15 protein-coding genes are annotated in these 25146 nt (G+C 75.3%); 4 read left to right on the top strand and 11 right to left on the bottom strand.

What is annotated here, in order from left to right; genetic code table 11:
- Positions 1-9: 9 nt before the first annotated feature.
- The 7 genes from ACIQOW_RS24285 to ACIQOW_RS24255 all read right to left on the bottom strand — a co-directional run bounded on the left by ACIQOW_RS24285 (position 10) and on the right by ACIQOW_RS24255 (position 7642).
- A complete protein-coding gene (locus ACIQOW_RS24285) occupies positions 10-1278 on the bottom strand; it encodes a DUF4255 domain-containing protein (protein ID WP_401088233.1) in 1269 nt (422 codons plus the stop codon).
- A gap of 16 nt (positions 1279-1294) precedes the next feature.
- The gene (locus ACIQOW_RS24280; RefSeq protein WP_401088231.1) at positions 1295-1996 is read right to left on the bottom strand and encodes a hypothetical protein; all 702 of its coding nucleotides are present in this window, start codon (positions 1994-1996) and stop codon (positions 1295-1297) included.
- Positions 1989-2810, bottom strand: a complete 822-nt coding sequence (locus ACIQOW_RS24275) for a hypothetical protein (protein WP_401088229.1) — start codon at positions 2808-2810, stop codon at positions 1989-1991. Before ACIQOW_RS24275 ends, ACIQOW_RS24280 begins: the two co-directional genes overlap by 8 nt.
- Positions 2811-2820: 10 nt before the next feature.
- Positions 2821-3345 carry a phage tail protein gene (locus ACIQOW_RS24270; protein WP_401088227.1) on the bottom strand — a complete coding sequence of 175 codons (525 nt, stop codon included), beginning with the start codon at positions 3343-3345 and terminating at the stop codon, positions 2821-2823.
- A 7-nt stretch (positions 3346-3352) separates the two neighbouring features.
- Positions 3353-5200 (bottom strand): phage tail sheath family protein, encoded by a 1848-nt coding sequence (locus tag ACIQOW_RS24265; protein WP_401088225.1) that lies wholly within the window; start codon positions 5198-5200, stop codon positions 3353-3355.
- A 224-nt stretch (positions 5201-5424) separates the two neighbouring features.
- Entirely contained in the window at positions 5425-5889 is a 465-nt protein-coding gene (locus tag ACIQOW_RS24260; RefSeq protein WP_401088223.1) for a hypothetical protein, read from the bottom strand.
- A gap of 19 nt (positions 5890-5908) precedes the next feature.
- Complete coding sequence (locus ACIQOW_RS24255) at positions 5909-7642, bottom strand: peptidoglycan-binding protein (protein WP_401088221.1); 1734 nt, start codon at positions 7640-7642, stop codon at positions 5909-5911.
- A gap of 597 nt (positions 7643-8239) precedes the next feature.
- On the opposite strand from ACIQOW_RS24255, the gene ACIQOW_RS24250 reads away from it, so the two are divergent.
- The 3 genes from ACIQOW_RS24250 to ACIQOW_RS24240 all read left to right on the top strand — a co-directional run bounded on the left by ACIQOW_RS24250 (position 8240) and on the right by ACIQOW_RS24240 (position 14443).
- Positions 8240-11182, top strand: a complete 2943-nt coding sequence (locus ACIQOW_RS24250; RefSeq protein ID WP_401088220.1) for a type 2 lanthipeptide synthetase LanM family protein — start codon at positions 8240-8242, stop codon at positions 11180-11182.
- Between the two features lie 40 nt (positions 11183-11222).
- Positions 11223-11426, top strand: a complete 204-nt coding sequence (locus ACIQOW_RS24245; RefSeq protein ID WP_401088218.1) for a hypothetical protein — start codon at positions 11223-11225, stop codon at positions 11424-11426.
- A 110-nt stretch (positions 11427-11536) separates the two neighbouring features.
- Positions 11537-14443, top strand: a complete 2907-nt coding sequence (locus ACIQOW_RS24240) for an AAA family ATPase (protein ID WP_401088217.1) — start codon at positions 11537-11539, stop codon at positions 14441-14443.
- 62 nt (positions 14444-14505) lie between these two features.
- Here the strand turns inward: ACIQOW_RS24240 and ACIQOW_RS24235 are convergent, their stop codons facing one another.
- From ACIQOW_RS24235 to ACIQOW_RS24220, 4 genes are all read right to left on the bottom strand, one after another.
- Positions 14506-14901 carry a hypothetical protein gene (locus ACIQOW_RS24235; protein ID WP_401088215.1) on the bottom strand — a complete coding sequence of 132 codons (396 nt, stop codon included), beginning with the start codon at positions 14899-14901 and terminating at the stop codon, positions 14506-14508.
- On the bottom strand, positions 14895-15884 hold the full coding sequence (sbnA, locus tag ACIQOW_RS24230; protein ID WP_401088213.1) for a 2,3-diaminopropionate biosynthesis protein SbnA: 990 nt from the start codon (positions 15882-15884) through the stop codon (positions 14895-14897). Before sbnA ends, ACIQOW_RS24235 begins: the two co-directional genes overlap by 7 nt.
- 16 nt (positions 15885-15900) lie before the next feature.
- Positions 15901-16086: a hypothetical protein gene (locus tag ACIQOW_RS24225; protein ID WP_401088211.1), complete on the bottom strand. Its 186-nt coding sequence runs from the start codon at positions 16084-16086 to the stop codon at positions 15901-15903.
- A 125-nt stretch (positions 16087-16211) separates the two neighbouring features.
- A complete protein-coding gene (locus ACIQOW_RS24220; RefSeq protein WP_401088209.1) occupies positions 16212-17480 on the bottom strand; it encodes an MFS transporter in 1269 nt (422 codons plus the stop codon).
- Between the two features lie 200 nt (positions 17481-17680).
- Here ACIQOW_RS24220 and ACIQOW_RS24215 point away from each other — a divergent pair, with 200 nt between their 5' ends.
- Positions 17681-25003, top strand: a complete 7323-nt coding sequence (locus ACIQOW_RS24215; RefSeq protein ID WP_401088207.1) for an amino acid adenylation domain-containing protein — start codon at positions 17681-17683, stop codon at positions 25001-25003.
- Positions 25004-25146 lie beyond the last annotated feature (143 nt).

The raw sequence follows: 25146 nt of genomic DNA, 5'->3' as shown, positions 1-25146 counted from the left end.
GTCCTGCGGTCAGTGCGTCAGGTCCACGACGGGGCCGGTGAAGGACCCGTCGGCGGACACCGTCAACTCGCTGGGTACGCCGTCCACCTGGACCCGGGCCAGGTACGCCGTCGGGCGGACGCCGACGACCGGCACCCGGACCTCGAACGGGTCGGGGCGCGGCCGCGGCGGTGCGGGCGCGCGGAACTGGTGGCTCGCCCCGGGCCGCCCGGCGGGCGGGTCCAACTCGTCCAGCAGCAGCAGGACCTGCTGGTCGTCCAGGACCGGAAGGTCCAGCCGGACGTCCAGCCGGGCCGAGACCCCGGCCGGTCCGTCGTCGCGGTCCGCGGTGCCGACCGGCGCGACGATCCGCGGCTGCCGGGCGAAGGTCTGGGCGTTGGACTCCACGGCGAGGTGCTCGGCGGCGGGCCGGCCGTCCAGGGCGAGTCCGTGCAGCACCTGCACCCGGTGCACGCCGGGCGGCAGGTCCTCCGGTACGGCGACCACGAGGCGGTCGTCCCGGACTCCGGCGGGGCCGACCGGCACCCGCCGTCCGCCCAGCCGGGCCACGACCAGGTCCGCCCGCAGCCCGGAGCCGTGAACCACCAGCTCCCGGTCCTTGGTCACCGGCCCCTCCTCGGGGGCGCCCCGCGACCCGGCCGGCCGGGAGCGCACCCGCTCGACGACCGGCCCGCGGGACGGCACGGCCCGTACGGTGCGGCGCAGCACCGGCTTGCCGGCCACCGGATCGGTCTTGCCCTCCACGAAGACGGCGGTGGCCTGGTAGGACACGGACAGCGCGTACGGCGTTTGGAGCAGCGTGCTCCACAGCTTGGACATCTCGTCGACGTCCATGGTCGTGGGCGTGAAGCGCACCCGCTGCGGCGCGGCGGCCAGGTCCGTCCCGGTCAGGTACGGCTGGTCGGCCGCCTCCTCGATCAACTGCCGGGACAGCACCGGCTGTTCGGTCAGCGCCCGGACCACGCAGCCGAGCAGCCGCTGGCCGACCAGCTGGGACTCCTCGCCGTAGCAGCTGATCAGGTAGTGCAGGTCGAGGGCGGCGGCCGGCCGGGTCAGCACGGTGCCGTCCGTCGCGCGGGTGGGCGCGTCGCGGTTGCGCAGCGAGGCGTTGGGCGTGACCTGGTAGAGGAAGACGGTGATGGCCGGGTCGGCCGGCGGCTCGGTCGGCGGCTTGCGGGTGCCGACCTCGACCGCGAACGGGATGTCGGGCGAGAGCGCGCGGCTGATGAGCAGCCGCAGCGCCTCGCTGACGGTCGCGATCGCGAGGTGGTTGCTCATGGGTCCTCCCGTCCGGTCATGAGGGCTCCCGGCCGAGGTACTCGTCCAGGTCGAGGGCGGGGGCCCGGCGGGCCGCCGCGGGCCTGCGCGGGGCGGCCGGGGTGCGCTCGGCGGCCTTGACCTCGACCCGTCCGATCAGGACCCGGACCGCCTGTTCGACGGGCCGCTGCCGGCCGCGGGCGGCGTTCCCTGAGGCGCGGCCCGGGGCGGCCGCCACGGCGGCCCGCCGTCCGGAGGCCGGTGAGAGGGCGGGCCGTACCGGCGTCGGCGGTGCCGTGGTGGGCAGCCCGGGCGCGGGCGCCCGGGGCGGTACGGCGACGGACGGGCCGGCTGCCGGGCGGGCGGCCGCGGCCCGTACCACCGGCTCGGCGGCCGGTGCGGCGGGGGCGTTCGGCGGCGTGACCAGCAGCGGCGGGCGCGGCAGCGGGAGGACGGGCGCGGCGGCCGCCGGCCGGTCGTCGCCGGCCGCCGCCCGGGGCGCTCCCCCGGCCGGTGCCGGGCGCGGCGCCGCCGTCGGCCGGGGGAGCGGTGCGGAGACCGGCGGCCCGACGGTACGGCCCGGTACGGCCGGCTCCTCGTGGACGGCCGGCAGCGCCGGGCCGAGCGTGTCGAGCCGTTCGAACGGCCCGGGCAGGCGCGGGCGCACGCGCACCTCGGCCCCGGCCGGGGCCCGGCCCGGGGCGCCCTTCGCCACCAGGCGGTCGAAGTGGTCAGGCATCTGCACACAGCTCCAGGTAGTAGCGGCGCCGCAGCGGGCTCAGCGCCAGGATCTCCGTCTCGCTCCAGCCGTAGGCGGTGGCCAGCAGGTGGACGTCGAGCAGGGTCGCCCGGGCCCAGTCGTCCAGCTCCTCCCAGAGGTAGGAGGCGATGTCCAGCTCGGCCAGGGCCGGCTCGCCGCACCCGGGGCAGCTGAGGTTCAGCCGGACGTCCGCGCAGGGGTCGGCGGCCGCGGCGGCCTCGGCCAGGCGCCGCTGGACCGGCTCGGGGAGCTGCCGGGCGGCCACCGGCTCCCCGTCGTGCTCGGCGGTCAGGACGCACCGCTCCAGCAGTACGGCCCTGGCCAGGCCCCCGGGGGCCTGTTCGGCGGCGGCCAGGTCGCCGGGGGTGGGCAGCCGGAAGCGGACCCGCCAGCCGTCCAGCTCCACCCGCAGTGCCTCGGTGACCGACTGCGGCCCGGTGACCGACTGCGGTGCGGTGGCCGGCTGCGGTGCGGACACCGGCCGTGGCGCGGACGCCGTCGGTGGCCCGGTCGCCGGCCGCGCGGCACCGAGCAGCTGCCCGGCCTCGAACGCGAACTCCATCTCCTCCGCGCACCCCGGGCAGCCGACCCGCACGTCGAGCTTCTCGCCGAACAACTCGACGCGCAGGCCGAACAGTTCGGCGTCCCGCTCGCCGAGCGGCACGGCCAGCAGCTCCGCCGCCCCGACGCCGGGACGGGCGACGGTGTGCAGCAGCAGGGCCCGTCCGGCGCGGCCGGCCGCCAGACCGGCCTCCCAGGTGGCCAACAGGGCGGCCTGTCCGGCGAGTTCCATCGTCCGCCGCTCAGGCCGGCTGCTGGAAGGACGGCTCTTCCGGTTCGGGCGTCTCCTCGTCCCGCTCCCAGCCCTCCACCTCCAGCTTGAGGCTCTGGATCGCCACCGCGTTGGCGTTGGCGTCCAGTTCGCCGAGCACCTGGTACTCGCTCGGCCAGGCGCGGTACAGCTTGTGGGCGACCGCCACCTGGCCGGACTCGTTGAGCACCTGGATCACCAGGTCCTTGCGGAAGTCCCGCAGCGAGACCTCCGCCCCGCGGCCCGCGCCGACCATCCAGACCTTGTTGGCCCAGCGGTCGAACTCCGGGTCGTGGGTGACGCCGCGCTCCAGGGTGACCGCCTCGAAGTCGGTGCGGCCCGGCGACTTGCGCGGCGAGCTCGGATCGCCGCCGCTGCGGTGCTTCACCACCTCGGTGGTGCGCTTCAGCGGGCTGATCTTGCTGATTCCGGCGACGACCCGGCCGTCCCAGACGACCAGGAATTTGAAATTCTTGTACGGATCGAACCGGTGGGGATTGACGGTGAACTCGACCATGGAGATCCTAAACCTCGAACTGTCCGGCGAGTTGCTCGATCTTGACGATCACGAATTCCGCGGGCTTGAGCGGTGCGAATCCGACCACGACGTTCACCACGCCGCGATTGACGTCGTCCTGCGTGGTGGTGTCCCGGTCGCACTTGACGAAGTAGGCGGAACGCGCGGACGTGCCCTGGAACGCGCCCTGTTGGAACAGCGAGTGCAGGAACGCGCCCACGTTCAGCCGGATCTGCGCCCACAGCCGCTCGTCGTTGGGCTCGAACACGACCCACTTGGTGCCGCGGTAGAGGCTCTCCTCCAGCATCAGCGCGAGGCGCCGCACCGGGACGTACTTCCACTGCGAGCCGAGCACGTCGGCGCCGGCCATGGTCCGGGCGCCCCACACCACCGGGCCCACCACGGGGAACGTCCGCAGGCAGTTCACCGCGAGCGGGTTCAGCAGGCCGTTCTCCCGGTCCGTCAGCGGGACGGTCAGCGCACGCACCCCGGGCAGCCCGGCCTCGGTGCCCGCCGGCGCCTTCCAGACGCCCCGCCGGCCGTCGGTGCGCGCCATCACCCCGGCGACGGTGCCCGACGGGGGGAAGCCGCGCAGTCGGCCGGTGAGCGGGTCGACCAGCTCCAGGTGCGGGAAGTACAGCGCCGCGTGGTCGCTGCGCACCGAGTCGAAGGCGGACAGGCCCGCCCTGGCGGCGTCCAGCGTCGTCCACGCCTGCGGCGGGTCGACGATCAGGAACATCCGCTTCTCCGCGCAGAGCGCCTGGGCGGCCGAGACGACCGTGACGGCGTCGTCGATCGAGGCGTAGCCGGCCAGCTCGGGCAGCACCAGCAGGTTGACGTCCTGCACGTCGCGCAGTGCCTGGATGCCCGTCTTGCCCGCCTCGCTGCCGATCAGGTCGGTCAGGCCGGGGGCTCCGCCGTCCTGGCCGCCGGCGAGCGCGTGGACCGGCGGGCTGACCGAGCCCTCCAGCCCGAGGTTGTTGGCGGCCTCGCCGAGGAAGCGGACCACGTCGGCCGGCTCGGAGGAGCCGGCCACGACCTGGAGCTGCCGGCCGAACACACCCACCCGGGTGCCCGCGAAGGCCCGCCGGCCAGGGGCGTCGGGCAGTGCGCGCAGCTTGCGCTCCAGCAGCAGGGCCAGCTCGGCGACGGTGGCCGGCGCGGCGCCGTCCGCGGCGGGGTCGTGGATCCTGACGGTCCGCGAGACGTCGCCGATCTTGACCTGGATCTCGTGGGTGAGGTCCGGCAGGGTCGCCGCGAACGGCTTGGAGACGGTGCCCACCGGGTCCGGCCGGCTCTCCGCCAGGACCTTCACCCGGACCACCGCCGAGCCGCTGTTCACCACCGTCTCGGCGAACCGGGGAGCGGTGTCCCGGACCGACAGGTCCGCGAAGGACTCCCGGACGGCGCCCGAGGTGTCGAAGACCTGGAGGTTGAAGGTCTCGGCCGGGGTCGGCGTCCGGTAGTCCACGGCGACCCGCAGCGCCGCGCCCCAGGCCCCCGGCTCGACGGCCGTGACCTCCAGTGCCGGGGTGGCGGTGGAGGTCTGCGTCGAGCCGATCGTGACGCCCGCGGCGGCGCCGGTGCCGGCCGCCGCGACCCGGACCACGACGCCGAGCGAGCCCCCGTTGAGGAAGAACTGCTGGACGGCGTAGCTGACCGGGCTCTGGCTCGCGAGCCCGCCGAAACGGCGTTCGAAGTCCGCGAAACTGGTGATGGTGACGGGCTGGTCGAGCGGACCGCGCCGGGTGGCCCCGACGAAGGCGGTCACCGAGGTGCTGACCGCGGTGATGGTACGGACGCCACTGGGAAGCTCTTCGATGTAGACGCCCGGATAGGTCGGTGTCGTCGGCAAATTCCCCCTCCGTTCACTTCGTGCATCAAGAGACCCGGAGAAATGAATCGGATCGCGGACGGGCCGCGAGGTCCTGATGCATTGGTGGCAGGCTCAGTCTCATATTCGGGTTGACTATTCGTCAAGACCCGAACTGGGAAAGCCAATTGTATTACTGTGATAATTATGTGGGGGGGTGTGGGCGTGGGAAATCCGCACCCCCTGGCGGTGCCGGGTGGGGCCGGTCAGCCGCCTTCGGGAAGGTTGCGGTAGTCGGGCCGGGCCGTCGGGGGGACTGCCGGCGTCGGCTCGGGCGTCGGCGTCGGCTCGGGCTGGGGAGTGGGCGCGGGCGTCGCGGGCTCGGGCGCGGACGGCGGAGTCGTCGCCGGAGCGGTCGGAGCGGTCGGAGCAGGTGCGGCCGGGGCGCTCGGAGCAGGTGCGGCCGGGGCGCTCGGAGCAGGTGCGGCCGGGGCGGCCGGCGGCTCGTAGGACGGTGGCCGGGCGGCCCCCAGGAACCAGCCCCAGGTCGCCCCGTACCGGTGCTCCAGGAACCGGAACGCCGCGTAGTAGACCGTGCCGAAGCCGGTGACCAGGGCGGAGGTGACGGAGGCGTTGTCCAGGTGGAGGCCGAGTCGCGCGGCCTGCACCACCAGGAACGCGACGATGTAGGGCACACAGGTGCGCCACAGGGACAGGGCGAGTTGGTACATCGGTCCTCCTCAGTCGGCGTCAGCCGACGACCGTGAAGCCGTGCGCCTGGCCGAGCCGGGTCAGCGAGTCGATGCCGGGGACGCCGTCGGCCTGCTGCCCGCTGTACCCGTACCCGCGTTGCAGGGCGGAGTAGGCGGCGATGGTGCTGGTGCCGAACGAGCCGTCGGCCCACTGCCGGTCGAGCAGCCCCTCGGCGACGAGCGCCCGCTCCACCGTGTACACGTCGTCCGCGTGGGTGGTGGCGCCCTGGGGCGCGTCCGGGTCCTGCCGGGCCGCCGCGACCACGTTCGACTTGGACACCTCGGCCAGCGGGACGGCCCCGCCGAGCAGCCGGCGCAGCGTCGCCTCGCCGGGCACGCCGTCCGCGTCCCCGCCGGAGTAGCCCAGACTGCGCTGGTAGTCGGCGTAGTTGAGGGTGTCGGCGTCGGTCCAGTCCGGGCCGGGGCCCTCGCCGTAGTGCGAGCCGAAGCCCGCCGCCACCAGCGCCTCGCCGACGGCGGTGACGTGCGGGCCGTGCGCGCCGTAGCCGTACGACAGGCCGCCGATGCCGTTCTGGTACCGGGCCGGGGTCGGGTCGGGCTGCGGCGCGGGCTGCTGGGGCGGGGTGACCACCGTCCCGGACGGGCGCGGCGCACCCGAGGTCACCCAGGCGTACAGGCCCGGCCCGGGGCAGTCGGTCGAGTAGCCGTCGCGGTGCCCCTTGATCTCCGGGCCCGCCGGGCCCTGTCGCGCGCAGTACTCGATCGCGTCCCGCAGCCCGTTGAGCAGCTCCGGGGTCGGCTCGGTCGACCCGGAGCACCCGAGCAGTCCGCACACCGCGTAGTGCGCCTCGTTGAGCGGGACGTCGCCGTTGGCGCTGTTGCGCCGGTTCAGGCCGCGGCCCTCGAACACGTGGCCGTGCTCGCAGACCACGAAGCTGTAGCCGATGTCCGACCAGCCGTCGTCGTCCATGTGCGAGGCCTGGAGCCGCCGTACGTAGGCCGGGCAGGTGTCGTGGGTGTCGAAGGTGTACGCCGTGCCGAGGTAGTGCACCTTCACTCCGGCGCGCGGACCGGCGTACGGGATCGAACCGTTGGGTTCGCGCCAGGGCCGCGCGCCCCACTGGTCCCGGTTCACCAGTTGCAGGCCCGGCCAGTCGGGCGACTGCGGCGAGGGGGCCGGCGCCGGCGCGGGCGGCTCGGGGGCGGGGGCCCGGGTGAGGCCGGCCCACGCCTTCAACTCGTCCAGCGAGCCGTTGAACACGTCCGCGTCGAGCGGGTCGTCGCTGTACTGGTGGAAGCGCCAGGAGGCCTGGATGCGCGGCGAGCCCGCGGACACGTAGTCCGCGATCCACAGGAAGTCGCCCGCGTTGTCGTCGGTCCTGAACCAGTAGTCCCGGTTGGTGTAGAGCCCGACCAGGCGGTCCGGGTAGCGCTGCTTGACCGCCGCCAGCCAGCGGTTCTTCGCCGCGGTCGCGTCCCCGTCGCCGACCGACTGCCCGTACGGTTCGAAGTCCAGCACCAGCAGCTCACCCGCGGGAACCCCGCCCACGACCCGGCAGAAGTGCTCCACCTCGCCGTCGACGGGGTTCTCCGCGTGCAGGAAGTGGTAGTGCCCGACCACCAGCCCCCGCCCCCGGGCGTCCGCGAGCTTGCCGGCGTACCCCGACTGGCCGGTGTGGCCGCCTTCGCTGGCCTTGATGAAGACGAACTCCGCGTCTCCCGGAATGCCCGACTGGAAGTCGGAGACGTCATAACCCTTCGCGTATGCCATCAGGAAGCTCCCCCTTTGCGCCGATGGCAGCCACGGCCGGCCGGCCCCGACCCGGGGCACGGGCGCCGGCCAGGAGCGTCATGCTCATTCCACGGTACAGCTGACTGAACATCAACTCCCTTGTTTTTTGCGCAGGTTGTGTGTTCTTGCGACCATCTCGCGGTGTCCTGTCCCGCGGCCTTATGCCACGGGCAATCCCGCTCGGGCGGATGCGGCGGCTCCGACGTCACTCCAGGCCTCCCGCTCACCGCCCGTCACCCCGCCGGTCACCCCACCGGACGCGCGGGGCCGTCGGCGGACGGCGGCCGAGGCCGGAGAGCCGTGGCCCTGGCGGGACATCTGCCGGGCCATCCCCCGTCCGCCGGTCAGCGCCGCCGGTTCGTGCTCCGGGCCTCAGCCGGCATCCGCCCCGCCCGCCGGCCCCCGGGGCACGTGAGGGCCCCTCAAGGCCGCCGCCGGGTAGGGTAATTCCGGCAGGATTTCACCTCTTGCGCCGTCACCGCGCGGACTGACAGGCTCTTCGCCGTGATCGGTGACAGAGCGTTCGTGACAGCGGAGGCGGTCGCCCCGCCCCGGTGGTCGCCGACTCTCACGCCGGTGCCGTTCCCGGGCCCGCGACACCTCGGCCCGGCCGGGTCCGATCCGGCCGGGTTCGTCGAGGCCGCTCTCGCCACCGCACCCGGTCACCCCGTCCCGCCGTCCGGGCCGCTGCCCGGTACGGCCGGCTTCGCCCTCGTGCTCGCACCGTTCGCACGCCTGGCCGGGCAGCGGCTGCTCGCCGCGCTCGGCCCGGCGGTCGGCCGGTCGGCCGGACTGCCCGGGATCGCTGAGGAGTTCACCGCCGCCACGGCCACCGCGCTGGGCGATCTGGCGGCCCGCGCGCTGGTGCTGGAGCTCCGGGGGGCCCGGGAGGAGGGACGGCTGTCGGGCGCGACCCCGCAGGACAGGTTCCGCGACTTCGTCGCCACCACCGGCACCCGGTCCGGCCTGGCCCGGTTGTGCGCCGGGTACCCGCTGCTGGCCCTGCTGGTCGGCCGTACCTGTGTGAACGCCGTCGAGGCCATGGCGGAGCTGCTCACCCGGTACACCGCCGACCGCCCGGACCTGGTCGCCCGGCTGCTGGCCGGACGGGACCCGGGGCCGCTGGTCGCCGTGGACCGGACCACCGGCGACGCGCACCGGCGCGGCCGCCGGGTCGCCGTCCTGCGCTTCGCCGACGGCAGCCGGGTGGTCTACAAGCCCCGCCCGCTCGCGGCCGACCGTCACTTCGGCGACCTGGTCGACTGGTTCAACGCCCGCCCCGGGACACCCGGGTTGCGCACACCCGCGCTGCTGACCCGCCCCGGCCACGGCTGGTCGGAGTTCGTCGAGGCCCGCCCCTGCACCTCCCGGGCCGAGCTGGACCGGTTCTACCGGCGCCAGGGCGCGCTGCTCGCCCTCGCCCACCTCCTCGACCTCACCGACCTGCACTTCGAGAACCTGATCGCCTGCGCCGACCACCCGGTGCCGGTGGACGTCGAGACGCTCTTCCACCCGCCCAGGCCCGCGGACCCGGCCGCCGACGACCCGGCGGGCCGCGCGCTGGAGGCCTCCGTCCAGCGGACCGGCCTGCTGCCGCACCTGGTGCTCGGGGACGAGGCCGCGCTCGACCTCTCCGGCCTCGGCGGCGGCACCGACCACCACGCGCCGCTGGAGACGGTCGGCTGGGAGGGCGCCGGCACCGACGGGATGCGGCTGGTCCGCCGGCCCGGCACGGTCGGCGGCGGCGCCAACCGCCCCCGGCTGGGCGGCGCCGACGCCGAGCCCGCCGCCCACGCCGAGGCACTGGTGGCGGGCTTCCGCGCGGGCTACCGCGCGATCCTGGCGGGCCGGCGGGAGCTGACCGGGCTGCTGCGCCGCTTCGCCGACGACGAGGTCAGGGTGGTCACCCGGGCCACCCAGGTCTACGCGACGGTCCTCGCCGAGGCCACCCACCCCGACGTGCTGCGGGAGCCGGGCGAGCGGGAGGGACTGCTGCGGCTGCTCGGTACGGACGCCGTGGACGACCAGGGCTGGCCGGGACTGCTCGACCACGAGGTCGCCGAACTGTGGGACGGCGACGTGCCGGTGTTCACCGCCCGCCCCGGCCGCGTCGACCTGTGGAGCGGCACCGGCACCCGCATCCCCGGGGCCCTCGACCGGCCGGGACTGGCCCGGGTGACGGACCGCCTCGCGGCGATGGACGAGGCCGGCCTCGCCGGGCAGGAGCGGATTGTCCGGGCGTCGCTGGCCTGCCGTGCCGCGGAAGCGGCCCACCCCGCGGCCGTGCCGGGCCCGGGTGCCGACGTGCCCGGCCCGCACCTCGGCGAACCGCCCGCCCCCGAACTGCTGCTCGCCGCCGCCCGGGAACTCGGCGACCTGCTGGTCGGGCAGGCCCACCGGGCGCGGGGACGGGCGAACTGGCTGGGCACGGAACTGCTCGGCGAGCGGTACCGCAGGCTCGGGCCCTGCGGTGCCGACCTGGGGCACGGATACCCGGGGATCGCCCTGTTCCTCGCCCAGCTGGCCGCCGTCACCGGCGATGACCGCTACGCCGGGACGGCGCTCGACGCGCTGCGCCCGGTGCCGGAGCTGCTCGACCGCCTCGCCGCGCTCCCGGACGAGGACCTCGGCGCGGTCGGTTCGGGCGGCTTCACCGGGCTCGGCGGCATCCTGCACGCCCTCACCCTGACGGCGGCCGCCCTGGACGACGCCGGGTTGCGCGCCCTGACCGGTCCGGCGGCCGCGCTGACCGTCCGGGCCGCCGGGGCCGAGCGGCCGACCGGTGTGCTCGACGGTACGGCGGGTGGCCTGGCCGCGCTGCTGGCCGCGCACCGGGTGCGCCCGTCGGCCGAACTCTGGCGCGGCGCGGGTGCCTGCGCCGACCGGCTCGCCGCCGCGCCCGTCCCGGCGGCGCCGGGCTTCGCCACCGGCGCCGCCGGGGTCGGCTGGGCGCTGCTCGGCTTCGCCGCCGCCGGCGGAGGCGAGCGGTACCGCCGGGCGGGGCTGGCCGCGCTGCGGTCGGCGGTGGCCGCGCTGCCGTCCGCCGGAGCGGACCTCTCCTGGTGCGCGGGTCTGTCCGGGGTGGCGCTGGCGGTCGCCGACCGGGCCGAGGCGATGGCGGACCCGGGGCCGGCCGAGGCCGTCGCCGAGGCCCTCGGGCGGCTCGCGGGCGCCGGACCGCTGCCCGACCCCGGCCTGTGCCACGGCGAGTGGGGCGCGCTGGAGCTGCTGCACCTGACGCCCGGCCGTCCGGCCCCGCGGGACCGGGCCGCCGGTGCGGTCCGGAGCGGCCCGCGCCGCGCGGCCTCCGGCGGGATCGCGTCGCCCGGACTGCTCACCGGCCTGGCCGGCCTCGGCCACGGCCTGCTGCGGCTCGGCTTCGCCGACCGCGTCCCGTCGGTGCTGCTGATGCGGGCACCGGCCCCTGAACCACCGTCGGTCTCCGAACCATCACGGGGCCTCGAAACCCCGCAGGCCCGACCCGTGTCCGGAGGTGCGGTCACCTCCGGGACCATCTGACGTCGCCCCCGAGACCATCCTCAGCGGAAGGACACCGTTCATGAACACCACCGACCTCGCGCCGCACGCACAGCAGCCCGTCGGCGGGAACAGAGCCACCGCCGACCACCCGGCGGGTGAGATCCGGCTGCGCGGCGGCGGTGCGCTCGGCCGCCGGTCCCGGCTGCTGCACGCGCCCTCGGCGTTCCGTACCACCGTCGGGTGGACCACCATCGTCGTCCCGGTCGCTGACGAGCGCCCCTGACCGTCCAGTCGGGCGGACCGGCCGGAACAGGCCGGTGTTCCCGAGGAAGCAAGATTATCTTCCTACGGAGATCACTACTCAGCACAAGTTCGGCACAGTAGCCTGCAAATGTGCGCAACACATCCCCGACGACCATCGGCCGCGAGAGCGAACTCGGGCTGATCCAGCGTGTCCTGAGTGATCTTCAGCACAATGCGGGTCACGCGGTCTTCCTGGCGGGGGAGGCGGGGATCGGCAAGTCCCGGCTGGCGGGGGACTGCGCCGGCCGGGCCGAGTCACTGGGCCTGCCGGTGCTGCGCGGACGCGGCAGCCCGACCAGTGCCGGGATCGCGTACCGCCCGCTCATCGAGGCTTTGAACTCCCGCTTCCGGGTCATCGGTGTCCCCGACGACCCGGAGCTGGAACCCTACCGTCCCGCCCTGGGCCGGGTGATCCCGGAGTGGCGGCACACCGCCGTGCCCGGCTACCCGGAGAGCGCGGTCGAGCTGGCCGAGGCGATGCTGCGGCTGCTCACCGTGCTCGGCCGGGACGGCGGCTGCCTGCTCGTCCTGGAGGACCTGCACGAGGCCGACTCGGACACCATCGCCGTGGTGGACTACCTGGTCGACAACCTGGCGGGACTGCCGATCCTCCTGGTCGCCACGCTGCGGCCCGAGCCGGGAGCCGCCCTTGAGCTGGCCCGGGGCGGCGAGCGGCGCCGGGTCGCCTCGCTGGCCGCCCTGGAGCCGCTCGGCACGCGCCAGATCGGCGCGCTCGCCGCCGGCTGCCTGGAGCTGCGCTCCGAGCAGGTGCCCGCCGCCGTCGTCGACCGGCTGAGCACCTTCAGCAACGGAAACCCCTACCTCGTCGAGGAACTGCTCACCGAGATGGTCAGCTCCGGGGCGCTGCGCCAGGACGACGGCGGCTGGCGGGTCGCCGGCGACCTGGCGGCCGCCGTCCCGGCCAGCGTGGTCAGCGGCCTGCGGCACCGGCTGGAGCAGCTCGATCCGCAGGTGCGCGACCTGCTGCTGCTCGCCGCCACCCTGGGCACCGGCTTCTCGCTCGGCACGCTCGAACTGATCACCGGCCACAGCATGCGGCTGCTGCTCGACCACCTGGCCGAGGCGGCCGCCTCGGGCTTCGTCGTCCCCGACTTCACCGCCGTCGACCAGTACGCCTTCCGGCACGCGCTCACCGCGGAGGCGCTGCTCGCCGGGCTGCCGCCGGCCGAGCGGGCGGTGCTGGCCCGGCGGGCGGCCGAGGCGATCCTGGCGGCCGACCCGGCACTCTGGGACGGGCGCTGCCAGCTGGTGGCGCGCCTGCGGGAACTGGGCGGCGACGGGCCGGGCGCGGCGCTGCTGTACGCCGAGGCGGGCCGCCGGGCGCTCGCCGCGGGCGCCTCGGCCACCGCCGTGCAACTGCTGGAGCGGGCCCACGAGCTGGCCGCGGCGGCCGACCGCACCGACATCGTCGAGTCGCTGGTCTACGCGCTGGCCGAGGCCGGGCAGCTGGACCGGGTGCTCGCGCTGGCCGAGTCGCTGCCGGACGCGGGGGCCGGCGCGCTGGACATCGAACGCCGCGTCGCCCTGCACACCAGGCTCGCCTGGGTGGCGGTGATCGCCGAGCGCGCCGCCGACACCGTGGCGCAGCTCGCCGCCGCCCGTGCGCAGCTCGGCGGCGCCGGCGATCCCCGGCAGAACGCCGCCCTCGCCGTGGTCGAGGGCCACCTGGCGCTGCTGCCCGGCCACGGCGGGGCGAGGGCGGAGGCCGAGCGGCTGGCCCGCGAGGCGGCCGAGGTCGCCGAGCGCGAGAAGCTCCCCGTGGTGGCCTGCCAGGCCTGGCAGCTGCTCGCCCTGCTGGCCCGTGAGCACGGCTTCGACGACGCGGACGCGTGCCTGGAGCGGATGCTCGCCGTCGCGGAGGAGCACGCCCTGCCGGTCTGGCGGGTGGAGGCGCTGCTGCGGCTCGGCGGGAACGCCTTCCTGCGCACCGGTGACGCGCGCCGGATCCGGGAGGCCAGGGACGCCGCCCGCGACCTGGGCGCCCTCGTCCTCGCCCAGAACGCGGAAGGCCTGCTGGCCATGGACGCCCTGCAACGCGCCGACTTCACGGCCGCCCGGGAGATCATCGACCGCTGCCTGGAGCCGAGCGCCCGGATGCGCAACCTCGGCATCCACCGCTACCTGCTGCTGGTGGCGGCAGCCGTCGCCGCCCACCAGGGCCGGCGGCGGCAGATGGAGCGGGAACTGCTCCGCTTCGAGCGGGCCGACGACTCCGCCTCCTTCCTCACGCCGGTCCTGCACGGCCTGTGCCGGGCCTTCTGCGCCCTGCTGGAGGAGAACCGCGCCCAGGCGCTGGAGGAGCTGGCCGCCTCGGCCGCCTGGGAGGACCGGCACCCCAGCGTGTTCTACATCAGCGGACGGCACGGCCTCGGCCCGCTGCTCGCCGTCATCGCGGACACCGCCGATCGTTCGGTGTACGCGACGGTCCTGGCGGCCCCGGCCGCGGCTCTGGCGTGGAACCGGCAGTTCCTGGTGCTCGCCGAGGCCGTCCTGCTCGGGCGCGAGGGCCGCGGCCGGGAGGCCGTGGGCCTGGTGGAGCTGGCGTCGCAGGAGTTCCGGGGCTTCCCGACCGCCCGTCACCTCGGGCTGCGCCTGGTCGCCGAGGCGGCCCTCGCCGACGGCTGGGGTGACCCGGTCACCTGGCTGCGGACCGCGGAGGAGCACTTCCACCAGGCCGGCGTCCGCTCGGTGGCCGGTGCCTGCCGGTCGCTGATCCGGCAGGCGGGCGTGGTGGTCGCCCAGCGGCGCACCGGGCGGGAGCTGATCCCGGAGGGGCTGCGGAGGGTCGGGGTGACGCCGCGTGAGTACGACGTGTTCGCCCTGCTCGTGGAGCGCCCGGGGAACCAGGACATCGCCCAGCGGCTGTCGATCTCGCCCCGCACGGTGGAGAAGCACATCTCCAGCCTGCTCCAGAAGACCGGCTGCGCGGACCGTGCGGAGCTGTGCGGCCTCGCCCGGGCGCTGTGCGGGGACTGACCGGCCCGCGGCACACTCCCCTCGCGGCGTCACGGCGCACGCCCCTGGCGCAGTCACGGCCCCTACGCCTCGGGGCTGAGGAAGTCCGGGACGTCCGTGCCGAGGCCCTGTTCCCGCGCCCTGCGGCGGACCAGGTCGGCGACGGCGAGGTCGAGGACGCCCAGCCCGGCGTCCAGGTTGCCGGGGAAGGAGGAGATCCACTTGATGCCGGCGACCGGCTCCTCGTCCCCGGAGCCCCCGGAGCCCCCGGAGCCCCCGGGGCCCCCGGCGTTCCCGAGGTAGCCGGGCAGGGCGATGATCCGGTCGCGGGCCGCTTCGGGGAACCGCAGGAAGAGCGAGTGGGGGAGCACCGTCCGGCCGGCCGCGTGCAGCCGGTACGCCCGGCTGACCGCCGCGACGACCTGGTGCTCGGCACCGTCCAGGACCTGCCGGACCTCACGGGCTGTCAGGATCAGCATGGTGTCACCTCGGCCACCGGGCCGTTCTCCTTCCAGAGGCGGGCGACGTCGCCGAAGTGCGACGCGACCCAGTCGTCGTTGTAGATCGTGTCGAGGTAGCGTTCGCCCCGGTCGGGGAGGATCACCGCGCAGGTCGCGCCGGCCGGGATCCGGGCGCTCATCCGCCGGACCGCGGCGATCACCGCGCCCGCCGAACCGCCGGCCAGGATCGCCTCGCGGTGCGCCAGCCGTCGGCAGTTGACCACGCAGTCGAGATCGCTGACGTGCACCACCTCGTCCGCGAGGCCGTCCTGGTGCAGGGCCGGGCGGACGGCCGCGCCGTGCCCGGGGATGAGCCGGGGCGCGGGGCTGCGGCCGAAGATGACGCTGCCCTCGGCGTCGACGGCCACGATGGTCACCGGGAGGCGGTGCTCCCGCGCGTACTCGGCGCAGCCGCGCAGCGTTCCGCACGAGCTGGTCGCGCAGAACAGGTAGTCGAGGCCGTCGGGCACGGCCTCGCAGATCTCGCGCATGGTCGCGTGGTGCGAGCGCGGGTTCAGCGGGTTGGAGTACTGGTCGGGGCAGTAGGCGTGCTCGGTCGTGGCGAGGATCTCGCGCACCCGCCGGATCCGCACCGGCAGGTACTCGCCGGTGACCGGGTCGGTCCTGGTGACCACCTCGACCTCGGCGCCCAGCGCCCGCATGACGGCGATGTTCTGGCGGTTGGCACGGGGGTCCACCACGCAGATGAAGCGGATCCCGAAGTACCCGCAGACCTGGGCGAGTCCGATGCCCAGGTTGCCCGAGCTGGACTCGACGACGACCGACCGGCCGGGGACCAGTCGGCCCGAGCGGATGCCCTCGGACAGCAGCTCCAGCGCGGAGCGGTCCTTGATGGAGCCGCCCGGGTTGTGCGCCTCCAGCTTGGCGAACAGGCGGAAGTGGCTGGTCGGGTCGATCCTGGTCAGCTCGACCAGCGGCGTCCGGCCCACGGTCCGGAGCACGCCGGCCGGCACCTGGTCAGACCCGCGCACGGGAGCCCCCGGTGACACCGCTGTCCGTACGGCGGCACGGGCTCAGCGGCAGCCGCCCGGTCCGCCCGGTCCCGGGGTGCGCCGGGCACTCCCCGCCGGCGCGCCGGCGGGCATGCCGCCGGTCGGGGGCGACGAGCCGGTACGGGCAGGTGTCGGTGGCTTCCTCGGCCATCACGGCCCTCCTAGCCTCGGGGTTTGACACTGCGACGGGGTGAGCCTGCCGGGCGCCGGGGAACGGCGGCAAGAGACAAACGGGCAGCAGGAGCAGCACGCGCGCCCTGCCGCCGGGGCCCCGGGTCAGGCGGTCGGAGCGGACTCGGCGGCGGCGCCCGAGAGCGAGGGGGCGGAGCGCACCGAGGGGCTGAGAGCGGCGGTCGCGGCGAGCAGGACCATCCAGGCGGCCAGCACCCCCACGGTGGAGTCCGCGCCGATCCGGGAGAGCAGCTGGCCGCCGATCAGCGAGCCGAGCGGGACGGCGCCGTAGGCGACCAGGCCGACGGCGCCGAGCACCCGGCCCTGGATGGCGTCCGGCGTGACGGCGAGCTGGTAGGCGGACGTCACCACGTTCCACACCGGGCCGACGAAGCACATCAGGCCGTACACCGCGCCGAGCAGGTACGGGCCGTGGACCACCAGGAGCAGCGGAACCAGCAGTGCCCAGACCCAGTTGGCGCCGACCACCACGGCCCGCATCGACAGCCGGCGCTCCAGCCCGGGCGCCACCAGGGAGCCGAGCACCCCGCCGACCGCTCCCAGGCCGAACATCAGGCCGATCGAGGCCGACGAGGCGCCCTGGCCGCGCGCCATCATGATGACCGTCAGGAAGACCGCCTGGAACAGCAGGTTGCTGCCCGCGATCAGGAAGGTCGTGGTGCGGATGAACGGATGGCGCCACAGCCAGCGGACGCCCTCCGTGAGCTCGCGGTGCAGCGGGCCGCCGCGGGGGCTCCGCTCGGCCTGGAACCGCGTGCGGATCAGCAGCAGGGAGACCAGCGACCACAGGTAGCTGGCGGCGTCGAAGAGGAACGGCGCCGCCCGGCCGAGGCCGAACAGGAGGCCGCCCAGCGGCTTGCCGAGCATCGTGGCGCCGCGGGCCCGCGCCTCGTTGCGGGAGAGCGCGGTGGCGAGCTGGGACGGGTGCACCACGTTGGGGACGGCCGCCGAGGCGGCGATCTGGAAGAACACCGTCAGCGTGCCCTCGACGAAGCCGACCGCGAGGATGTGCGGCAGCGACAGCCGGTCCAGCAGCAGCGCCGCCGCGACGCTGCCGATGGCCAGGAAGCGCAGCACGTCGCACCAGATCATCGTCTGCCTGCGGTTCCAGCGGTCGACCAGCGCTCCCGCCGGGAGCTGGAACAGCAGGTGCGGCAGCAGCGCGAGGAAGCCGGTGAACCCGGCGTCGGCCGGGGAGCCGGTCAGCGCGAGGACCAGCAGCGGATAGGCCACGCCGGAGACGTTGGAGCCCAGCCCGGAGACCGCCGCTCCCTGCCAGAGCAGCAGGAAGTCCCGGTTGCGCGCCAACGGCGGGACCTTCTCGGGGACTTCCTCGCGCACGGTGTCGGTCATGGGTCGATGCTGGGAGGTCGGCCGCCCCGGGCCCAGAGAAGGACCGGCAGTCACGCGCGCAGTCCGCCGCCGCAACCTCGGCCGTGCTGACCCTGCCGCCCGCTTCCCGCAGTCGGCAGGCTGACGCCCGGCCGGCAAGGACCCGAGGGACAGGCCCTGCACCGTCACCGGACCCCGTCGCACGCACAGGAAGGCGAAGGATGAGCACGAGCCCGAGCTCCCGCACGGAGCTGCTGCAGCGACGCCTGCGCGGCTTGACGAAGAAGCGGCAGGATGGGATCGCCCCGGTGCCCCGGGACGGCGCACTCCCGCTGTCGTTCGCGCAGCACCGGATGTGGGTGCTCGACCGGCTCAGGCCCGGCGGCACCGAGTACCTGATGCCGCTGCTGCTGCGGCTGCCAGGACCGGTGGACCGGGTGGCGCTGCGGCGGGCGCTGGACGCACTGGTCGCCCGGCACGAGGTGCTGCGCACCCGCTACCCGGCCGTGGACGACGAGCCGGTGCTGGTGATCGACGCCCCGGGGCCGATCGCCCTGACCACCGTCGACCTGGGGTCCGCCGAGCCGGAGCGGTGGGAGCAGCCGGAGCCGGCGGAGCGGCGGCTCGCCGAGCTGGTGGCCGAGGACGGCCGGCGGCCGTTCGACCTGGCCGCCGAGCACCCCGTCCGGGCGCTGCTCGCCCGGCTCGCCGGCGATGAGTGCGCACTGTTGCTGACCATCCATCACATCGCCTCGGACGGCTGGTCGGAGGACGTCCTGCTCGGCGAACTCGGGCAGCTCTACGAGGCGTACGCGGCCGGCCGGCCGAGCCCGCTCGACCCGCCCGCCGTACAGTACGCGGACTTCGCCGCCTGGCAGCGCGCCCACCTGTCCGGCGACCGGCTGGCCGGTCAACTCGCCTACTGGCGCGGCGCCCTGGCCGACCTCACGCCGCTCGATCTGCCGACCGACCGGCCCCGCGGTCCGGTCCGGGACGCCGCCGGCGCCATCGAGACGTTCACCGTACCGGCCGAACTGGCCGATCCCCTGGTGGAGTTGGGCCGCGCCCAGGGCGCCACCCCGTTCATGGTGTTCCTGGCCGCCTTCCAGCTGCTGCTCGGCCGCGGCTGCGGGCAGAGCGACGTCGTGGTCGGCACCCCGGTCGCGGGCCGGGAGCAGGCCGACACCCAGCCCATGGTGGGCCTGTTCGCCAACACCGTCGCACTGCGCACCGACCTCTCCGGCGACCCGTCCTTCCTCGACCTGCTCGGCCGCGTCCGGGAGACCGCGCTCGGCGCGTTCACCCACCAGGAGACCCCGTTCGAGCGGCTGGTCGACGAGCTGGCGCCCGAGCGCGACCCCTCCCGCAACCCGATCTTCCAGGTGGTCTTCCAGCTCGCCGCGCACACCCAGGCCGAGCCGGGCGCGCTGCGCGCCGAGCAGCGGCCGGTCGACTGGCACACCGCCAAGTTCGACCTCACCCTCGCGCTCACCACCACCGCCGACGGCTCCGTCACCGGCGAACTGGAGTACGCCACCGCGCTGTTCGACCGGGCGACGATCGAGCGGACCATCGGGCACTACCTGCGGCTGCTGGCCGGCATCGCCGCCGAGCCAGGACGGCCGGTCGGCCGGCTCGACCTGCTGCCCGCCGCCGAACGCGAACTCCTCGCCTCCTGGGGCGGATCCGGCCGCAGCTACCCCGCCGAGGAGACCCTGCCCGAGGTCTTCCGGCAGTGGGCCGAGCGCACCCCCGACGCCCTCGCCGCCACCTGCGACGGCGTCTCGCTGACGTACGCGGAACTGAACGCCGGGGCCAACCGCCTCGCCCACCGGCTGCGCGCGCTCGGCGCCGGCCCGGAGAGCCTGGTCGGCGTGCGCTGCGACCGCGGGCTCGACCTCGTGGTGGCCCTGCTCGGCGTGCTCAAGTCCGGCGCGGGCTACCTCCCGCTGGACCCGGGCCAGCCGGCCGACCGGCTCGCCTACATCCTCGCCGACGCCGGGGTGACCGCCCTGGTCACCGACCGGAGCACGGGCGAGGAGACGGTCACCACCCTGCTGCTCGACGAGACCGGCCAGGACTGGCCCGACACCGACCCGGCCCCGCGGGCGGATCCCGGCAACACCGCCTACGTCATCTACACCTCCGGCTCCACCGGAGCCCCCAAGGGCGTCCCGGTCACCCACGCCAACGTGCTGCGCCTGCTGCGCTCCTGCCAGGAGGACTTCGGCTTCGGCCCCGAGGACGTGTGGACGCTGTTCCACTCCTACGCCTTCGACTTCTCGGTCTGGGAGCTGTGGGGCGCGCTGCTGAACGGCGGCCGGGCCGTGGTGGTGCCGTTCGCCGTCTCGCGCTCGCCGCAGGACTTCCTCGACCTGCTGGTCACCGAGCGCGTCACCGTGCTCAACCAGACCCCCTCCGCCTTCCGCGGCCTCCAGGAGGCCGTCGCGCTGGCCGGCCTCGGGCCGGAGGCGCTCTCGCTGCGGACCGTCGTCTTCGGCGGCGAGGCGCTGGACGTGGCCGAACTGGCGCCCTGGTTCGACCGGTTCGGCGACCGGCGGCCCGTCCTGGTCAACATGTACGGCATCACCGAGACCACCGTCCACGTCACCTACCGCCCGGTGCGGGCCGAGGAGACCGGCGGTGCCAGGCGCAGCCCGATCGGCCGCCCGCTCGGCGACCTGCGGCTCCACCTCCTCGACGCGGACCTCAACCCGGTGCCGATCGGCGTCCGGGGCCAGCTCCACGTCTCGGGCCCAGGACTCGCCCGCGGCTACCTGCACCGCCCGGCGCTGACCGCCGAGCGCTTCCTGCCCGACCCGTACGCCACCACCCCGGGCGCCAGGATGTACCGCACCGGCGACCTCGCCCGCTACGGCGCCGACGGCGAACTGGAGTTCACCGGCCGGGCCGACGCCCAGCTGAAGATCCGCGGCCACCGGATCGAACCCGGCGAGATCGAGGCGGCCATCGGCGCGCTCCCCGGGGTGGAGACCAGCCTGGTGATCGCGCACCGCCGCCCCGACGAGCGGGAGGCCCGGCTGGTCGCGTACGTCGTGCCCGGGGCGGGCCGCACCCTCGACGTGGCGGAGCTGCGCGCCGCCCTCGGCCGCACGCTGCCCGGCTACATGGTGCCGGCGATCCTCGTCCCGCTGGACGCCTTCCCGATGACGGCCAACGGCAAGATCGACCGCCGCGCCCTGCCCGCCCCCGAAGCCCACCGCGGCCTCGGCGGCCCCGAACACGTCGCCCCGCGGACCGGCACGGAGCAGACCGTCGCCGAGACCTGGGCCGAGGTGCTGCGACTGCCCCGGGTCGGCGCCCTCGACAACTTCTTCCACCTGGGCGGCGACTCGATCCGGGCGATCAAGGTCGTCGGCGCGCTGCGGCGGCGCGGGATCGACCTGACGGTGCAGAACCTGCTCGTCCACCAGAGCGTCGAGGGCCTGGCCCGGTTCGCCGACCTCGCCAGGCCCGGCGGACCCGCCAGCGTGGAGGAGCAGCGGGTGGCGCCGTTCGCGCTGCTCCCGGACGCCGACCGCGCCGCCCTTCCGCCCGGCCTGGTGGACGCCTACCCGCTCGCCATGGTGCAGGCCGCGATGGTCTACCAGATGCTCGCGGACCGGGACGAGAGCCCCTACCACAACATCACGCTCTTCCCGTTCGTCGACGACGCGCCGTTCGCGCTGCCCGCGCTGCGGGAGGCCGCCGCCCTGCTCGTCCGGCGGCACGAGATCCTGCGCACCGCCTTCGACCTCACCGGCTACTCCGAGCCGCTCCAGCTCGTCCACGCCGACGCGACCCTGGAGGTCGGCTACGACGACCTGCGCGGGCTCGACGAGGAGCGGGTCAGCGCCGAGCTGGCGGAGTTCACCGCCCGGACCCGCCGGACGCCCTTCGACGTCGGCCGGGCGCCGATGCTGCGCTTCCACGTCCACCAGACCGCCGACGACCGCTGGACGTTCTCCTTCATCGAGTGCCACGCGATCCTCGACGGCTGGAGCCACCACTCGCTGATCGACGAGGTGATGCGCGACTACCGGGCGATCCGCGCCGGGCAGGCCCCGGCCGCCGCCGGGCAGCGGCACACCGTCCGCTACGCCGACCACATCGCGCTGGAGCGGCGCTCCCTCGCCAGTGCCGAGGACCGGACGTTCTGGCAGCAGGGGGTGGCCGGCTTCGAGCGCGTCGTGCTGCCGCCGTCCTGGGCCGCCGATCCGGCGGCCGGCGAGCAGCCGTACCAGGTCGCCGTTCCGTTCCGCGACCTGGAGCCCGGCCTGCGCGCTCTGGCCGCCGCCGCCGGGGTGCCGCTCAAGAGCGTGCTGTTCGCCGCGCACCTGAAGGCGATGGCCACGATCAGCGGCAGCCACCGCTTCCACAGCGGACTGGTCTTCAACGGCCGCCTGGAGACGGAGGGCGGCGAGCTGGTGCGCGGCATGCACCTGAACACCGTGCCGCTCGGCGTCGAACTGACCGGCGGCACGTGGCGCGAGCTGGTGGGGCGGGTCTTCGCCGCCGAGGTGGCGGCCTGGCCGCACCGCCGCTTCCCGCTGCCCGAGATGCAGCGCGCCTGGGGCGACGGCACCCCGCTGATCGAGGTGTCCTTCACCTACCTGGACTTCCACGTGCTGGACGACCGGCAGATCGAGTCCGACAAGGTCGTCGACGTCAGCCCCAACGAGTTCGCGCTGGACGCCTCGACCTTCCCCGGCGTGTTCGTCCTCTACGGCCGCCCCGAGCGGATCAGCCGTGCCAACGGGCAGCGGCTGGCCGGGCTGTACCGGCGGATCCTGGAGGCGATGGCCGCCGACCCGCAGGGCGACGCCGGGGCCGACGCCCTCGCCGCCGAGGAGCGTGAACTGCTGGACCGCTACGCGACCGGGCCCCGGACGGCGGTCCCGGACGCCTGCGTGCACGAGCTGTTCGAGCGGCAGGCCGCCCGCACCCCGGACGCCGTCGCGCTGCACCGCGCCGACGGCGGCACCGTCGACTACGCCGGACTCAACGCCCGGGCCAACCGGATCGCCCGGCGGCTGCGCGGGCTCGGCGTCGGCCCCGAGTCCAAGGTCGGCGTGCTGCTGCGCCGGGGCCCCGACCTGGTCGCGGCGCTGCTCGGGGTGCTCAAGGCCGGTGCCGCCTACCTGCCGCTCGACCCGGCCCACCCCGCCCGGCGGCTGACCGGGGTGCTCACCGAGACCGGCGCCGCGGCCGTCCTCACCCAGGAGGAGCTGGCCGGCCTGGTCGCCGGCCACCCCGCCGGGACGGTGCTGCTCGACCGCGACGCGGAACTCGACGCGCTGGACCCGGGCGACCTCGGCCCGGTCGCCACGCCCGGCAACCTGGCCTACATCGTCTACACCTCGGGCTCCACCGGCACCCCCAAGGGCGTGATGATCGAGCACCGCTCCCTGGTCAACTACGCCTCCTGGGCGGCGGCCGAGTTCCCGGACGTGCGCGGCACCGGCTCCCCGCTGTACTCCGCGATGACCTTCGACCTGCCGGTCACCTCGCTCTTCCCCGCCCTGCTGTCCGGCCGGCCGGTCACCCTCACCGAGGACGACGGCACCCCCGGCCTGGACGGCCTGGTGGCCGCCCTGGAACGCGGCGGATTCGGCCTGGTCAAGCTGACCCCGACGCACCTGGCGCTGCTCAACCAGACCCTGGCGCCCGCCGCGCTCGCCGCCGCCACCGACCGGCTGGTGGTGGGCGGCGAGGAACTCACCCGCGAGGCGCTCAGCGCCTGGACCGAACACGCCCCGGCCACGGCGGTGGTCAACCACTACGGCCCGACCGAGGCCACCGTCGGCTGCTGCATCCTGAAGTCCACGGCCGACCGGCTTCCCGCGGGCCCGGTGCCGATCGGCCGGCCGGTGGCCAACACCGTGATGCGGATCCTCGACCGCGATCTGAGGCTCGTCCCGGCCGGCGTCACGGGCGAGCTGTACATCGGCGGCGCCCAGCTGGCCCGCGGCTACGCCGAGCGGCCCGGGCTGACCGCCGACCGCTTCGTCCCCGACCCGTACGCGGCGGTGCCGGGCGCCCGGCTCTACCGCACCGGCGACCTGGCCCGCCACCGGGAGGACGGCCTGCTGGAGTTCGGCGGCCGGGCCGACAACCAGGTGAAGATCCGCGGCTACCGGGTCGAGCCCGGCGAGGTGGAGGGCGTGCTCCGCCGCCACCCGGCGGTCCGTGAGACCACCGTCCGGGTGCGCACCGCGCCCGGCGGCGACCGCAGCCTGGTCGCCTACGTGGTGCCGCGCGACGGCACGGTCACCGGGGCCGCCGAGCTGCGGGACTGGCTGCTCGGCCACCTGCCCGAGTACCTCGTCCCGTCCGGCTTCGTCCTGCTGGACGCCCTGCCGCTCACCCCGAGCGGCAAGGTCGACCCGGGCGCCCTGCCCGAGCCCGACGCCGACAGCCTCCCCGCCACCCCGTACCTGGCGCCGCGCACCGCGGTCGAGGGCCTGCTGGCGGCGGCCCTCGCCGAGGTGCTCGGCCTGCCCAGGATCGGCGTGGACGACTCCTTCACCGACCTCGGCCTGCATTCGCTGATCGCGATGCGGGTGATCGTCAGGCTCCGCGAGGAGCACGGGACGGCGGTCGCCTTCCGGGACTTCTACCAGCACCGCACGGTCGCCGAGCTGGCCCGGGCGATCGACCCCGCCGTCGCCGCCGACCTCGCGCCCGCCCGCGCCGCCGACCCGGCGCACGCCGCGGACGGCCTCGCGGACTCCGTGCTGTGGCTGCGGCGCGAGGGTGACCGGGCACCGCTGTTCTGCGTCTACCCGGGCGGCGCCCAGTGGTACGTCCACCTCGCCGAACACCTCGCCGAGGACCGGCAGGTGGTCGGCCTGGAGTGGCCGGGGCTGCACCGCGACGTCGCCTCCCCGCAGAGCATCGGCAGCGTCGCCGAGCAGTTCCTCGGACGGATCCGGGCCATCCGGCCCACCGGCCCGTACCACCTGCTGGGCTGGTGCGGCGCCGGACCGGTCACCAGCGAACTGGCGCACCGGCTGCACCGCGACGGCGAACAGGTCACCTTCGCCCTGCTCGACCCCGCCCTGGACAGCCACACCCGCAGGAACCTGTGGGAGGAGGTGGCGATGTTCGCCCGCGGCGAGAGCCTGCTCGGCGAACTCGACCTGGCGGTGGGGGAGGAGGAGATCGCCCTCCTCCAGGGGGAGTTCCTCAAGGTGCTGGACTACGTCATCGACGAGGGCGCCCGGCTGGCGCCCCGGCCCGGTGACACCTTCTGGGCGGGCCGGCTCAAGGTCTGGCGCGAGCTGGCCCAGGCCACCCTCGGCTACCGGCACCGGCCCTACCCGGGGCGGATGCACCTGCTGGCCGGCGACGAACTCGCGGGCGGCGGGCACGACGTGGCCTCCGGCCAGCCCTTCAGGGACTACCTGGCGCGCTGGACCGAGCTGACCCCCGGCGGCCTGGAGCTGCACCGGGTCGGCGGCGACCACCTCGGTGTGCTGCGTCCGCCGCACGTCGCGGGGCTCGCCGAGGTGCTCGACCGGCTGATGGCGGAGACGGACTGACGGTCGCAGGGAAGGGGGGGGGCCCCCCCCCCCCCCCCGGGGGGGCCCCCCCCCCCCCCCCCCCCGGCGGGGCCCCCCCCCGCGGGCCCCCCCCGGGGGGGGGGGGGGGGGGGCCCGCCGCCGGGGCCCACCCGGGCGGGGTC

This window comes from Kitasatospora sp. NPDC091335 (assembly GCF_044757205.1).
Lineage (GTDB): Bacteria > Actinomycetota > Actinomycetes > Streptomycetales > Streptomycetaceae > Kitasatospora.
This window is presented reverse-complemented; position numbering and strand designations above follow the sequence as displayed.